A 14,139-nucleotide genomic window follows, 5' to 3' on the forward strand; every position below is an offset into this window, starting at 1 on the left:
GCGGGAATTCTGTGCCTTCTAGGCAAGTAATAGGATTGTAGGCATAGTTGCTCTACGTCAAAATACTATTAAGCAGCATAGAAGGCACAGAAACCCGCCTTGCAGGAGACGCTCAGACAGTCCATTTCTTTGTTGCATTGCCTTAGAAGGGAATAACCATTATTTCAACAATGCGCCTCAAACTGAACAGTCTGAGCGACTCTGATTGGTCACATAATTAATGGAAGTGGTATAAAGCTGAAACGCTATAAACAAAAAGGCCATCTTGATGATTCAAGATGGCCTTTTTAAATTTGTTCAGCTTATTAAGCGTATGCAGCCGTTAAACTTTTCCATTGACGCTGCCTTTCTAAAAACTGGCTGCGTAATTGTTGCACTTGTTGCTTAAGGTTGTGGTCTGCTAACTGTTTACGCTTCGCTTCGATTAAGCTCTTTTTGGCTTGATAGTATTCAAGTAAGTGTTTTTTCATTAACTCGTATTCTGCTTGAAACTTCTCAATGAGTTCGTCACAGTTTGGTAAATGTGCGACTTGATTTTGCGCATGTAATAGTTGCATTTGTAAGCGTGCACTTTCAATTCGCTCTTGCGGCACTTTACGTAAATCACTCGCTAAACCTACCCAACTCATGGTTTTAATTAACCATTTGGTCGGGTCGTAATCCCACCACTTAATGCCATTACGATAATCATTTTCAAAAATATGATGAAAATTGTGATAGCCCTCGCCATATGTTAACAACGCTAAAAAGGCATTATCGCGCGCAGTGTTTTTATCTGTGTACGGCTGTTTACCCCAAATGTGGGCTAAAGAGTTAATAAAGAAGGTGCAGTGATGTACAACCACTAGGCGTAACAAGCCCGCCATTAACACCATCGACAGTATGTCACCGTTTAACCAGCCTAAAAATGCCGGTAAACCAATGTTCATCAAAAGCACTAACGCTAAATAATGTTTATGTTGCCACATAACGATTCGATCGTTTTGTAAATCACGTACGTTGTTGTAATCGCTGTAACGGCTAGCTTGGTATTCACGTAACATCCAACCTATATGGCTATACCAAAAGCCCATTTTAGCTGAATAGGGATCTTTATCATTATTATCAACATGTTTGTGGTGTATACGGTGATCGCTGCACCAATGCAAAGCACTATTTTGTAATGCTAGTGCGCCACCTAATGCATATAAAAAACGAATCGTGGGGTGAGCTTTATAGGCCTTATGAGACCAGAGTCTGTGGTAACCAGCTGTTATTGATAAGCCACTTGCGTAAGCAAATACAATAAAAGCAATCCATTCAATGCCGTCAAAGCCATGGGTGAAGCCACGCCAAGGGATTAACACCACGGCGCCAATTAGGGTGATGGCAAATAGCAGGGTATTAAGCCAAATGATTGGAGGTTTTTTCATTTAATAAGTTTCCAATAATAGGTTACAGCAAGTTGAGCGTACATTTGTACGCTAATTTAACTTAGTCGATGGGCTTGGGTCAAGTTTAACAGGGCTGTGTTTCTGTATTAAAAACGGTATTATCTGTTGTTAAATATTGACTGAATGGATGAGTAAATGGGTGTTAGAGCACAACAAAAGGAAAAAACGCGGCGTGCATTAGTCGATGCAGCGTTTAATCAATTAAGCGCAGAACGCAGTTTTTCGAGTTTAAGTTTACGTGAAGTAGCACGTGAAGCCGGTATCGCTCCCACTTCATTCTATCGTCATTTTAAAGACATGAACGAACTTGGATTAACCATGGTTGATGAAGGCGGTTTAACTTTGCGCCAAATGATGCGCAAAGGACGCCAACGTGCTGAAGCGGGTGGCAGTGTTATTCGTATTTCAGTTGATACCTTTATGGAGGTATTAGAATCTAATCCGAACGTATTTCGAATTTTATTACATGAGCGTTCAGGAACATCTGCCGCATTTAGGGCAGCAGTAGAGCGTGAAATTGAACACTTTATTTCTGAACTCGCTCACTACACCGAAGCGCAAGCCAACCGCACGCCATTACTTGCTAGAGCACAGGCTGAGGCATTAGTGATTTTAGTGTTTAATGCCGGAGCATCGGCGTTAGATTTAAAACGCAGTGAACGTAAAGCATTAGCTGATCAGCTTGTATTACAGCTGCGCATGGTGGCAACGGGCGCAGAAGCATTACAACAAAAAATGGACAATCGTACCTAAGGTTTTTGATATTACCGATATAACAAGGGCGCAATGAATGCGCCCTCTAGCAAATTACGATGAGTTGAGGTTACTTACGTACTAACAGCACACCAGACTCCATATGATCGGTATATGGAAATTGGTCAAACAGTGCAAATCGGCTAATTTCATGGGTTTCGCTTAGCGTAAGCAAGTTGTCTTTTAAGGTTTCAGGGTTACAGGAAATATATAAAATTCGCTCGTAGCCTTGTACTAACTTTAACGTCTCTGAATCAATACCAGCGCGAGGCGGGTCAACAAAGATGGTGTTGCAATCATAACTGTCTAAATCAATTCCTTCTAAACGTCGATATTGACGTTTTTTGGCCATCGCATCGCTAAAGTCTTCAGCTGACATACGAATAATTTGAACGTTATTGACCTTGTTAATATCAATGTTGTATTGAGCGGCATCAACAGACGGTTTAGCTAATTCAGTGGCAAGGACTCGATTGAAGTTTTGTGCAAGCGCAATCGTGAAATTGCCATTGCCGCAATACAGTTCAAGTAGATCACCCTGGCTTTGCTTCGTTGCATCAATCGCCCATTCGAGCATTTTTACCGATACTTTCGCGTTTGGTTGAGTAAAGCTATTTTCGATTTGCTTGTAGTGTAATGTTTGCTTATTTACTGTTAACGATTCGACTACAAAGTCTTTGTCTAAGTCTATTTTTTGCTTACGTGCGCGGCCAATAATATTGACATTAAACTGTGTCGCCAGCTTAGATTTTAATTGAATAGCTTGCTCACGCCATTCATCATCGAGTTGGCGATGGTAAAGAAGTGATACTAAGATTTCACCACTTAGCGTTGACAAAAAGTCGATTTGAAATAGCTTGTGACGTAATGCAGGATTAGGCTTTAGTTCTGCAATTAATGCCGCCATCATTTGATTAATCAGTAAGCTTGCGGGCAAATATTGGTCACAACGCACTTTTGCATTCAGCGCTTTATCAAACATGTAGTAATATAAGTCATCGCCTTCATGCCACATTCTAAACTCGGCACGCATACGATAATGCATCGGTTCAGATGCAAAAATTTCTAGCGCTGGTGGATTGAAATCGGCAAAGGCCTGTTCAAGCTTGATGCGCTTTTGTTGTAATTGGGCATCGTAGTTTTTAGGATCCATTGCAGCTAAATTCATATTGTCCACCTAAAGCTATAAAAAAGGGCGCAAATATTATACTAAATGACGCTGATGTCTAGTAATACGCGCCTAATGATAAAATGATATCACCATTAATATTGAGCAGATTCATCTTTGGAGCCCATATTGTCTGGACCTATATTAGTATTTGATTCTGGCATCGGCGGATTGTCGGTCATGAGTGAAATTAGAAAACAGCTACCTCAGCATGACTACTGCTATTTGTTTGATAATGCCCGATTGCCCTATGGTAACTTGTCAGAGCAAGAACTGATCCGCGGTTGTGTTGCATTAATTACTCAACAAGCTAAACGTCTCAATGCCAGTATAGTGATCGTGGCATGCAATACAGCAAGTACACTTGTACTGCCTCAATTACGCCAGTCACTGACTATACCAATTGTTGGCGTTGTTCCAGCAATCAAACCTGCAGCACAATTATCGAAAAAGAAACACATTGGCTTGCTGGCAACACCAGGCACAGTAAAGCGAGATTACACTCAGGAACTCATTAATCAGTTTGCTGGAGATTGCCAAGTAGAATTGTTTGGCACATCAGAATTAGTATTATTAGCTGAGCAACATGTTGCAGGCAAAGTTATCGACAAAAGTCAGTTAAAAGCAATTCTTTTGCCAATCATTGAATCCGATATAGATGTATTAGTACTCGGCTGTACACATTTTCCGATGATCGCAAAAGAGATCAGTGATTGTATAGGAGCAGGAGTCACGCTGTTAGATTCGGGTGAGGCAATAGCAAAGCGAGTGAGATTTTTGCTTTCAAAAGAACATGACGGCACAAAGCAATTACAAACGTGTTTTACCAAAGGAATTACAGAAGGGCTAAAAGCAGCATTAGTCGATTATGGCTTTAGTGATTTTTCGCTGGTAACCATAACCGACTAACAATTTCGCTAAACTGACACTTTAGTACAAAAGTACAAATTAACTATTGTCTGAATCAGAAGATTCTTGAGACTTAGCCTCTCTCACTTTTAAAGTACGCTCTTGGAAGCTGTAGTCATTAAGTTTAGCCATTGCCTTTTGTGCGCCAGCTTCAGACATTTCAACAAATCCAAAACCTTTACGACGGCCTGTCTTGCGGTCACGCACCAAACGTACAGAGTTAACCGGCCCATATTCACCAAATAACGCTTTCACTTCACCTTCGTGTACACGGTAAGGCAAGTTACCTACATAAAGTGTCATAGTTGGACCAACATAAGGTTCATCAGCAGAATTGGCTGAGCCTGTTGGCATAAAAGTAAAAATTAACGTTGCTACAACTACACCAGCAATAAACGCTACAGAAGAAGATGCACCGCCAAACTGAAAAAAAACAAAAGCGCCAAGAAGCGCCGCAATCAAAACAATCACGAATGATTTCTGCATAAAATAATCTCTAATGAATATAAAAATGATAAATAACTGTTAAAAACCGTTACATAGTAATTAAATTTTGCCAGATAAACCAGACTGCTGTTGAAAATTTGAGCTCAAAATTAGCTTTAATATCAGAAATTACCATTTTGTGATCTAGCTAAAGAGGTTTCTTTGAGCAAAAAACTCAAAAAAGAAGCGATATGAGCAAAAGATCAACGTTCAAATCTAATAGTGATTAAAAGCGCTTGCACTAAATCTGAAGCTGCCTATAATGCGCATCCACTGACACGGCAGACAGCGAAAGCAAAAACCGGTGAGTGTTATCAAGCTACTGAGGTAGCAGAGATAACGGCAAAAAGAAGTTTGAAAAAACACTTGACGCCATAAGGGGAATGCGTAAAATACGCAGCCCTGACCTACTGAAACGGTCAACGCTCTTTAACAATTTATCAAGTAATCTGTGTGGACATTCACAGGTATTGAGTTATTCGAAATTGTCTTCTTGTTCTTCGGAATGTAGGCAATCAAAAAATTTAACTCAATGATGAGAATGTTCATAGAAATATGACGCTGCAGAAATGCAGTGAGTAATTCGTCAGCTCTTATGAGCGAAGCGAATTATGACAGTAGAATTCATTGAGCCGAGACTTTGTCTCAAAAAAACTTTAATTGAAGAGTTTGATCATGGCTCAGATTGAACGCTGGCGGCAGGCCTAACACATGCAAGTCGAGCGGCAGCACAAGGGAGTTTACTCCTGAGGTGGCGAGCGGCGGACGGGTGAGTAATGCCTAGGGATCTGCCCAGTCGAGGGGGATAACAGTTGGAAACGACTGCTAATACCGCATACGCCCTACGGGGGAAAGGAGGGGACCTTCGGGCCTTTCGCGATTGGATGAACCTAGGTGGGATTAGCTAGTTGGTGAGGTAATGGCTCACCAAGGCGACGATCCCTAGCTGTTCTGAGAGGATGATCAGCCACACTGGGACTGAGACACGGCCCAGACTCCTACGGGAGGCAGCAGTGGGGAATATTGCACAATGGGGGAAACCCTGATGCAGCCATGCCGCGTGTGTGAAGAAGGCCTTCGGGTTGTAAAGCACTTTCAGTAAGGAGGAAAGGTTAACGATTAATACTCGTTAGCTGTGACGTTACTTACAGAAGAAGGACCGGCTAACTCCGTGCCAGCAGCCGCGGTAATACGGAGGGTCCGAGCGTTAATCGGAATTACTGGGCGTAAAGCGTGCGCAGGCGGTTTGTTAAGCCAGATGTGAAATCCCCGGGCTCAACCTGGGAATTGCATTTGGAACTGGCGAACTAGAGTCTTGTAGAGGGGGGTAGAATTCCAGGTGTAGCGGTGAAATGCGTAGAGATCTGGAGGAATACCGGTGGCGAAGGCGGCCCCCTGGACAAAGACTGACGCTCATGCACGAAAGCGTGGGGAGCAAACAGGATTAGATACCCTGGTAGTCCACGCCGTAAACGATGTCTACTCGGAGTTTGGTGTCTTGAACACTGGGCTCTCAAGCTAACGCATTAAGTAGACCGCCTGGGGAGTACGGCCGCAAGGTTAAAACTCAAATGAATTGACGGGGGCCCGCACAAGCGGTGGAGCATGTGGTTTAATTCGATGCAACGCGAAGAACCTTACCTACTCTTGACATCTAGAGAAGATTGCAGAGATGCGATTGTGCCTTCGGGAACTCTAAGACAGGTGCTGCATGGCTGTCGTCAGCTCGTGTTGTGAAATGTTGGGTTAAGTCCCGCAACGAGCGCAACCCCTATCCTTATTTGCCAGCACGTAATGGTGGGAACTCTAGGGAGACTGCCGGTGATAAACCGGAGGAAGGTGGGGACGACGTCAAGTCATCATGGCCCTTACGAGTAGGGCTACACACGTGCTACAATGGCGAGTACAGAGGGTTGCAAAGCCGCGAGGTGGAGCTAATCTCACAAAGCTCGTCGTAGTCCGGATTGGAGTCTGCAACTCGACTCCATGAAGTCGGAATCGCTAGTAATCGTAGATCAGAATGCTACGGTGAATACGTTCCCGGGCCTTGTACACACCGCCCGTCACACCATGGGAGTGGGCTGCAAAAGAAGTGGGTAGTTTAACCTTCGGGAGAACGCTCACCACTTTGTGGTTCATGACTGGGGTGAAGTCGTAACAAGGTAGCCCTAGGGGAACCTGGGGCTGGATCACCTCCTTACCTATACGACTAACTCGATACTTGGTGACAATAAACTGCATCCGTGCGTTTATTGCACACAGCACATCCATGTGCTTGAGTGTTCACACAGATTACTTGATAGAAAGAAAGAGAAATTACGTTGGGTCTGTAGCTCAGCTGGTTAGAGCGCACCCCTGATAAGGGTGAGGTCGGTGGTTCAAGTCCACTCTGACCCACCAATCTTTCCTACTCTGCGTTGGAAGATAACTCGTTTAGTAAACTAAACGTCGCTATCAACCGCCTTGATTAGAAATGATTGGCAAGCCAAATTTTTTGGTAAGACCTTCTTTGAAGGTAAACGTAAAATCTCAACTGCATGTAAATGGGGCTATAGCTCAGCTGGGAGAGCGCCTGCCTTGCACGCAGGAGGTCTGCGGTTCGATCCCGCATAGCTCCACCATTTACTGCATTGGTCAAGAGATGCCAAAGATAAACGAAATTTTATCTTTGGCTTTTTTAAGCCCGCTCTTTAACAATTTGGAAAGCTGATAGTAGTTAATTGCATGAGTCTGTCATGTGATTAATTGCAAATCGTTTGATGCATGACTTTATATAAGGTGGTGTATTAAACATTGAGTTCTCAAAACACTGTTTAAGTGTCTTGAATATTCTAAAACTAAGGCGATTTCGTGTGCGAAAGTGCATGAATTATCAAAGTAAAAACCAGCTAGTTGCAATATAGCTCAAGTGAAACTCATTTGGGTTGTATGGTTAAGTGACTAAGCGTATACGGTGGATGCCTTGGCAGTCAGAGGCGATGAAGGACGTAGTAACTTGCGAAAAGCGTTGGCGAGCTAGTAACAAGCATTTGAGCTAACGATGTCCGAATGGGGGAACCCACTCACATAAGTGAGTATCTTAACGTGAATACATAGCGTTAAGAGGCAAACCTGGGGAACTGAAACATCTAAGTACCCAGAGGAAAAGAAATCAACCGAGATTCCCCTAGTAGCGGCGAGCGAACGGGGATTAGCCCTTAAGTCTATGGGGTGTTAGTGGAATGTGTTGGAAAGCACAGCGGCACAGGGTGATAGCCCCGTACATGAAAACTAACCATAGATGAAAACGAGTAAGGCGGGACACGTGACATCCTGTTTGAATATGGGGGGACCATCCTCCAAGGCTAAATACTCCTGACTGACCGATAGTGAACCAGTACCGTGAGGGAAAGGCGAAAAGAACCCCTGTGAGGGGAGTGAAATAGAACCTGAAACCGTATACGTACAAGCAGTGGGAGCGGTACTTGAGACCGTGACTGCGTACCTTTTGTATAATGGGTCAGCGACTTACGTTTTGTAGCGAGGTTAAGCGAATAGCGGAGCCGTAGGGAAACCGAGTGTTAACTGCGCGTTTAGTTGCAAGGCGTAGACCCGAAACCCGGTGATCTAGCCATGGGCAGGTTGAAGGTTGAGTAACATCAACTGGAGGACCGAACCGACTTATGTTGAAAAATGAGCGGATGACTTGTGGCTGGGGGTGAAAGGCCAATCAAACCGGGAGATATCTGGTTCTCCTCGAAAGCTATTTAGGTAGCGCCTCGAGCGAATACCATTGGGGGTAGAGCACTGTTAAGGCTAGGGGGTCATCCCGACTTACCAACCCTTTGCAAACTCCGAATACCAATGAGTACTACTCGGGAGACAGACGGCGGGTGCTAACGTCCGTCGTCAAAAGGGAAACAACCCAGACCGTCAGCTAAGGTCCCAAAGTGTATGTTAAGTGGGAAACGATGTGGGAAGGCTTAGACAGCTAGGATGTTGGCTTAGAAGCAGCCATCATTTAAAGAAAGCGTAATAGCTCACTAGTCGAGTCGGCCTGCGCGGAAGATTTAACGGGGCTAAACATACCACCGAAGCTACGGGTGCATTTCATTAGAAGTGCGCGGTAGAGGAGCGTTCTGTAAGCGGTTGAAGGTGAAGGGGTAACCCACACTGGACGTATCAGAAGTGCGAATGCTGACATGAGTAACGATAAAGGGAGTGAAAAACTCCCTCGCCGAAAGACCAAGGGTTCCTGTCCAACGTTAATCGGGGCAGGGTGAGTCGACCCCTAAGGTGAGGCCGAAAGGCGTAATCGATGGGAAACAGATTAATATTTCTGTACTTCTGCTAACTGCGATGGAGAGACGGAGAAGGCTAGGCTAGCGCGGCGTTGGTAGTCCGCGTTTAAGGTGGTAGGCAGTGTTCTTAGGCAAATCCGGGAACACCTCTTTAATGAGAATGCTGAGAGCTGATGACGAGTCACTAAGGTGATGAAGTAGTTGATGCCATGCTTCCAGGAAAATCTTCTAAGCTTCAGGTTAGTAGGAATCGTACCCCAAACCGACACAGGTGGTCGGGTAGAGAATACCAAGGCGCTTGAGAGAACTCGGCTGAAGGAACTAGGCAAAATGGTACCGTAACTTCGGGAGAAGGTACGCTCCTGGCGGTGATGAGACTTGCTCTCTAAGCTGCTGGGAGTCGCAGATACCAGGTGGCTGCAACTGTTTATCAAAAACACAGCACTGTGCAAAATCGCAAGATGACGTATACGGTGTGACGCCTGCCCGGTGCCGGAAGGTTAATTGATTGGGTTATCGCAAGAGAAGCTCATGATCGAAGCCCCGGTAAACGGCGGCCGTAACTATAACGGTCCTAAGGTAGCGAAATTCCTTGTCGGGTAAGTTCCGACCTGCACGAATGGCGTAATGATGGCCACGCTGTCTCCAGCCGAGACTCAGTGAAGTTGAAATTGCGGTGAAGATGCCGTATACCCGCGGCTAGACGGAAAGACCCCGTGAACCTTTACTATAGCTTGGCACTGAACATTGAACCTACATGTGTAGGATAGGTGGGAGACTTTGAAGCTTGGACGCTAGTCTGAGTGGAGTCGTCCTTGAAATACCACCCTTGTAGTTTTGATGTTCTAACTTGGCCCCCTAATCGGGGGTAAGGACAGTGCCTGGTGGGTAGTTTGACTGGGGCGGTCTCCTCCCAAAGAGTAACGGAGGAGCACGAAGGTTGGCTAAGTACGGTCGGACATCGTACGGTTAGTGCAATGGCATAAGCCAGCTTAACTGCGAGACATACACGTCGAGCAGGTACGAAAGTAGGTCATAGTGATCCGGTGGTTCTGAATGGAAGGGCCATCGCTCAACGGATAAAAGGTACTCCGGGGATAACAGGCTGATACCGCCCAAGAGTTCATATCGACGGCGGTGTTTGGCACCTCGATGTCGGCTCATCACATCCTGGGGCTGAAGTCGGTCCCAAGGGTATGGCTGTTCGCCATTTAAAGTGGTACGCGAGCTGGGTTCAGAACGTCGTGAGACAGTTCGGTCCCTATCTGCCGTGGGCGTTGGATGATTGAAGGGAGCTGCTCCTAGTACGAGAGGACCGGAGTGGACGAACCGCTGGTGTTCGGGTTGTCATGCCAATGGCATTGCCCGGTAGCTACGTTCGGAATCGATAACCGCTGAAAGCATCTAAGCGGGAAGCGAGCCCTAAGATGAGTCATCCCTAGGTCTTTAAGACCTCTAAAGGGCCGTAGGAGACTACTACGTTGATAGGCAAGGTGTGTAAGCGTTGTGAGGCGTTGAGCTAACTTGTACTAATGACCCGTGAGGCTTAACCATACAACCCAGATGGGTTTTACTAATACTTAGTATTAGAATAGAGCACTTAAATGGTGTGAGAATACTCAAGCAATCAGCTTTTCGAATTATTATTTAATGCTCAACTGAGTGTTAAATAGGGACATTTTATCAAATACATCCATGTATTTGACCCTAACGGGCCGCACTAAAGTGCGTTAAAAATTTGTTCCGTACAATTTTTTGTCTGGAAACCATAGAGCTGTGGTCCCACCTGATCCCATTCCGAACTCAGAAGTGAAACACAGTATCGCCGATGGTAGTGTGGGGTCTCCCCATGTGAGAGTAGGTCATTTCCAGACGCCTAATAAGTACGAAAGCCCGTTGCTAACACAACGGGCTTTTTTACGTCTAAGGTTTGTGCGTTTAATGGTCGTAAGCGTATGGGCAAGTACGTCGTCAACTGCTTTCATTGAGCCTTTATCTTATACCAATTACGATTAAAGACTTCCCAGTTTAGCCCAATCTCTGTGACACAATCTTTTTACCCTGTCCTTGCACTCAATGAATGTATTCCATGCACGACAGCATTCCTCAACAATATCATTAAAATCTTTAAAACTACGATTAGCGAGACAATGCTGGCGTAGCCATTGCCAAACCTGTTCAATGGGATTTAGCTCTGGAGAATAGGGTGGCAATTTCAGTATCCAGAGATTATCAAACTCAGCGGCAACGTCTTGCGTATGCCAACCCGCACCATCAAGGATCACTAGTGCATAACGGTCATTTGCAGTGGCTTCTGATATTTGTTTCAAGTGCTGCCTCATTGCATCTTGATTAACAAAAGGCGTAACTAGGGCTTCTGTTGCACCGGTTGCGGGGCAAATTGCGCCAAAAAGATAAGCGTACTCAAATTGTTGTTGCCTCACCGATCTTGGTCGAGAGCCTTTTGGAGCCCAAAGTCTGGTTGTTGTATTTTGCTGGCCAAATCGCGCTTCGTCTTGAAACCAAATATCAACGCGATCAAAAGGAACATGGACTGGGAGTATATCGATCGCTTTATTTTGCAGTTTTTTTAAAGGTTTCTTGAGCCTCATCAGATTGCTTGGGATGCTTAGAACGACTGTGAGCTTACGGCAGCGTAGCTCAACTTATTTCAATTAACCTGATTTAATCATTGTAACTAAATCAACCCGGTCACAATGATGCCAGATAAACTCCTTAACACCCTCGCTAACTTTGAACAGTGGCGAAGCAATAAACCTTCTCGAGGTAGTGCAATCCCTGAAAATTTGCGCCAGCAAGCGATCGCCCTTTTACCGCATTATTCAAAAACAACCATTGTTAAAAAGTTGCGTATTAGTCATGAGCAATTCAATACTTGGCTTACCGCCAACTCATCAAGTGATGTATCCAATCACTTTATTTCACTACCCAATGCAACGCCGATAACCGAGTCGCTTTCTATCTCCCTGAAGTTCAACAATGGCAATTCTTTAGCCGTATCTGGCGAAGTCAGCGAAACACGGTTTGCTCAGTTAATTGAGGCCATAAAATCATGATCCATTTAACCCGTCATAGCGACATTTTGATTGCAACCCAGCCCGCTGATTTTCGTCAAGGCATTGATGGGTTAGCTACGCTGTGTAAACAACGCCTTCATTGTGAGCCTCGCTCTGGTACCTTGTTTGTTTTTATTAATCGTAACAAAACCATGGTGCGCGCACTCGCTTATGAAAATAACGGTTTTTGGTTGATGACAAAGCGTTTATCTAAGGGCAAGTTCTCTGGCTGGCCAACCATTAATAGTGCCATGACGTCCGTGGACGCCAAACATTTACGGCAATTGCTCAGCGGAAATTACCACCCATTATAAATAACCGCTTGATTTCATTTTAAATGGGATCATACTCCATCCTCTTTTTTATTCCCGCAGGCAAAAGGCTTATTGTGGCAAAACCTTTTAACGATATCGATGCACAATCTCTCGATGATTTAATCAAGCGAGTGATTGAAGCCAAAGAAAATAATCTTGCGCTTAGCGCTGATGATTATCAGTTATTGCTTGATGCGTTACTGACATTAACAACAACACAAAACAAGCTAGCTGACCACGGTATCACCGTGCATAAATTACGTAAGTTACTTGGGATTGAAAAATCATCAGAAAAACAAAGCGACCTGTGTAAAGCACAGAAAAAAACCAGCAAGAAAAGTAAAAAACCAAAAACACAGGATGAAGACTTTACACAGGTCAAACCGGTTATCATCAAACATGCGTTAAACGAAGTAAATAAAGGGGATAGCTGCCCAGAATGTTTGAAAGGTAAGGTCTATAAAGTCGAGCCTGGCAGTTTGTTGCGCATTACAGGGCAAACGCCTTTTACCCCAGAGCAACATATTATGGAGCGCTTGCGTTGCAATGCGTGTGGTGCCTATTTCACGGCAAACCTGCCCGATGAAGTATTACATGACGGTAATAGTCATCAAAAATATGGTTACTCTGCGCGTGCGTTAATGGCGATTTATAAATACTTTGCAGGGCTACCTTTTTATCGTCAAGGCAACATCCAAAAGCTATTGGGCGTCAACATCACTGCGTCGACGGTGTTTGACCAAGTAGAGCTTGTCTGTGATGCGATTTATCCTGTTTACCAGCACTTGTTTGAGTTGGCTGGCGATGCAAAGCACTATTACTTAGATGACACCACCCACCGTATTCTTGACGCCAAGCCAGTTGAAAAGAAAGTACGTAATAGCGAGAAAACACGCTTGCGCTCAGGTGTTTATACATCAGGAGTGATTGCCAGCTTAAAAACGGGCCATGATATTGTGTTATTTGAAACCAATATTGGGCACGCAGGTGAGTTTATCGACCGCATACTCTACAAACGACAAGTCACTGTCGCACCGATATTAATGAGTGATGCGCTCGCCAGTAATCAGCCAAGTACTTGCGAGGTTGAAACATCACTTTGTAATAGCCATGCAAGGCGCCAGTTTGTCGATGTCATTAATCATTTCCCCGAAGAGGTTGAAAATATACTCACACTCTATGGTGAAGTTTGGCGCAATGAACAGACAACCATTGAACGTGAACTCACCGCACGCGAGCGACTTGAGTACCATCAGCAACATTCATTACCCATACTTGAAGCGATTAAAAGTTGGGGTGAAAAGCACTTTACTAATGAAAGCATTGAAGAAAATAGCGGTCTAGGCAAAGCTATCCGTTATTTTTTAAAACACTATGACGGGCTGAGTTTATTTTGCCATCACGAAGGGGTAAAAATAGATAATAACCGCATAGAATCGATGTTAAAAATAGTGGTGCGAGATAGAAAAAATGCGATGTTTCGTAAAAGCTTACTCGGTGCGAACATTGGCGATGTTATCACGTCGATGATAGCAACAGGCAATGAAGCAGGCATCAATGTATTTGATTACTTTACGCGACTGCAACGAGATGCGGATGATGCAAAAAAGCATCCTGAAAAATACCTACCTTGGAATTATCTCGACCAATACCAATAATAAACCGCTCATAATCAAGCAATGCTTGGGCCAGTGGCCTAAGTATTGCCGTGCCTGAAAT

8 protein-coding genes, 2 tRNA genes, 3 rRNA genes and 1 pseudogene are annotated in these 14,139 nt (G+C 44.5%); 10 read left to right on the forward strand and 4 right to left on the reverse strand.

Annotated elements, in window-relative coordinates:
* Nucleotides 1-305 precede the first annotated feature (305 nt).
* The gene (locus K8B83_RS02790; RefSeq protein ID WP_188740631.1) at nt 306-1,412 is read right to left on the reverse strand and encodes an acyl-CoA desaturase; all 1,107 of its coding nucleotides are present in this window, start codon (nt 1,410-1,412) and stop codon (nt 306-308) included.
* 156 nt (nt 1,413-1,568) lie between these two features.
* On the opposite strand from K8B83_RS02790, the gene fabR reads away from it, so the two are divergent.
* Nucleotides 1,569-2,186 carry an HTH-type transcriptional repressor FabR gene (fabR, locus tag K8B83_RS02795; protein ID WP_188740632.1) on the forward strand — a complete coding sequence of 206 codons (618 nt, stop codon included), beginning with the start codon at nt 1,569-1,571 and terminating at the stop codon, nt 2,184-2,186.
* Between the two features lie 70 nt (nt 2,187-2,256).
* Here fabR and trmA read toward each other — a convergent pair whose 3' ends face one another.
* Entirely contained in the window at nt 2,257-3,354 is a 1,098-nt protein-coding gene (gene trmA / locus K8B83_RS02800; protein WP_188740633.1) for a tRNA (uridine(54)-C5)-methyltransferase TrmA, read from the reverse strand.
* Nucleotides 3,355-3,483: 129 nt separating this feature from the next.
* Between trmA and murI the strand changes: the two genes are divergently transcribed.
* Entirely contained in the window at nt 3,484-4,263 is a 780-nt protein-coding gene (gene murI / locus K8B83_RS02805; protein ID WP_188740634.1) for a glutamate racemase, read from the forward strand.
* Between the two features lie 39 nt (nt 4,264-4,302).
* Here the strand turns inward: murI and K8B83_RS02810 are convergent, their stop codons facing one another.
* A complete protein-coding gene (locus K8B83_RS02810) occupies nt 4,303-4,749 on the reverse strand; it encodes an RNA recognition motif domain-containing protein (RefSeq protein WP_188740635.1) in 447 nt (148 codons plus the stop codon).
* A gap of 657 nt (nt 4,750-5,406) precedes the next feature.
* On the opposite strand from K8B83_RS02810, the gene K8B83_RS02815 reads away from it, so the two are divergent.
* The 5 genes from K8B83_RS02815 (at nt 5,407) to rrf (ending at nt 10,903) form a co-directional block, all read left to right on the forward strand.
* Nucleotides 5,407-6,949, forward strand: a 16S ribosomal RNA gene (locus K8B83_RS02815).
* 123 nt (nt 6,950-7,072) lie between these two features.
* A tRNA-Ile gene (locus K8B83_RS02820) sits at nt 7,073-7,149 on the forward strand.
* 145 nt (nt 7,150-7,294) lie between these two features.
* Nucleotides 7,295-7,370: transfer RNA gene (locus tag K8B83_RS02825), tRNA-Ala, on the forward strand.
* Nucleotides 7,371-7,679: 309 nt separating this feature from the next.
* Nucleotides 7,680-10,583 (forward strand): 23S ribosomal RNA (locus K8B83_RS02830).
* Between the two features lie 204 nt (nt 10,584-10,787).
* Nucleotides 10,788-10,903 (forward strand): 5S ribosomal RNA (rrf, locus tag K8B83_RS02835).
* Together the 16S, 23S and 5S rRNA genes with 2 tRNA genes alongside form the textbook arrangement of a ribosomal RNA operon.
* Nucleotides 10,904-11,041: 138 nt before the next feature.
* On the opposite strand, the pseudogene K8B83_RS02840 reads toward rrf, so the two are convergent.
* Nucleotides 11,042-11,669: pseudogene (locus K8B83_RS02840) on the reverse strand (IS630 family transposase); the annotation flags it as partial.
* A gap of 77 nt (nt 11,670-11,746) precedes the next feature.
* Here K8B83_RS02840 and K8B83_RS02845 point away from each other — a divergent pair.
* Genes K8B83_RS02845 through tnpC form a run of 3 tightly spaced genes read left to right on the forward strand, consistent with a single transcriptional unit; the run spans nt 11,747 to nt 14,078 of the window.
* Entirely contained in the window at nt 11,747-12,106 is a 360-nt protein-coding gene (locus tag K8B83_RS02845) for a hypothetical protein (RefSeq protein WP_086904927.1), read from the forward strand.
* Nucleotides 12,103-12,420, forward strand: coding sequence for an IS66 family insertion sequence element accessory protein TnpB (gene tnpB, locus K8B83_RS02850; RefSeq protein WP_086904928.1), 318 nt, complete (start codon nt 12,103-12,105; stop codon nt 12,418-12,420). The genes K8B83_RS02845 and tnpB overlap by 4 nt, the downstream gene beginning before the upstream one ends.
* A gap of 23 nt (nt 12,421-12,443) precedes the next feature.
* Nucleotides 12,444-14,078: an IS66 family transposase gene (gene tnpC / locus K8B83_RS02855; protein WP_223417497.1), complete on the forward strand. Its 1,635-nt coding sequence runs from the start codon at nt 12,444-12,446 to the stop codon at nt 14,076-14,078.
* The last annotated feature ends 61 nt before the right edge of the window (nt 14,079-14,139 follow it).

The sequence above is a fragment of the Shewanella inventionis genome, from assembly GCF_019931735.1.
Taxonomy (GTDB): domain Bacteria; phylum Pseudomonadota; class Gammaproteobacteria; order Enterobacterales; family Shewanellaceae; genus Shewanella; species Shewanella inventionis.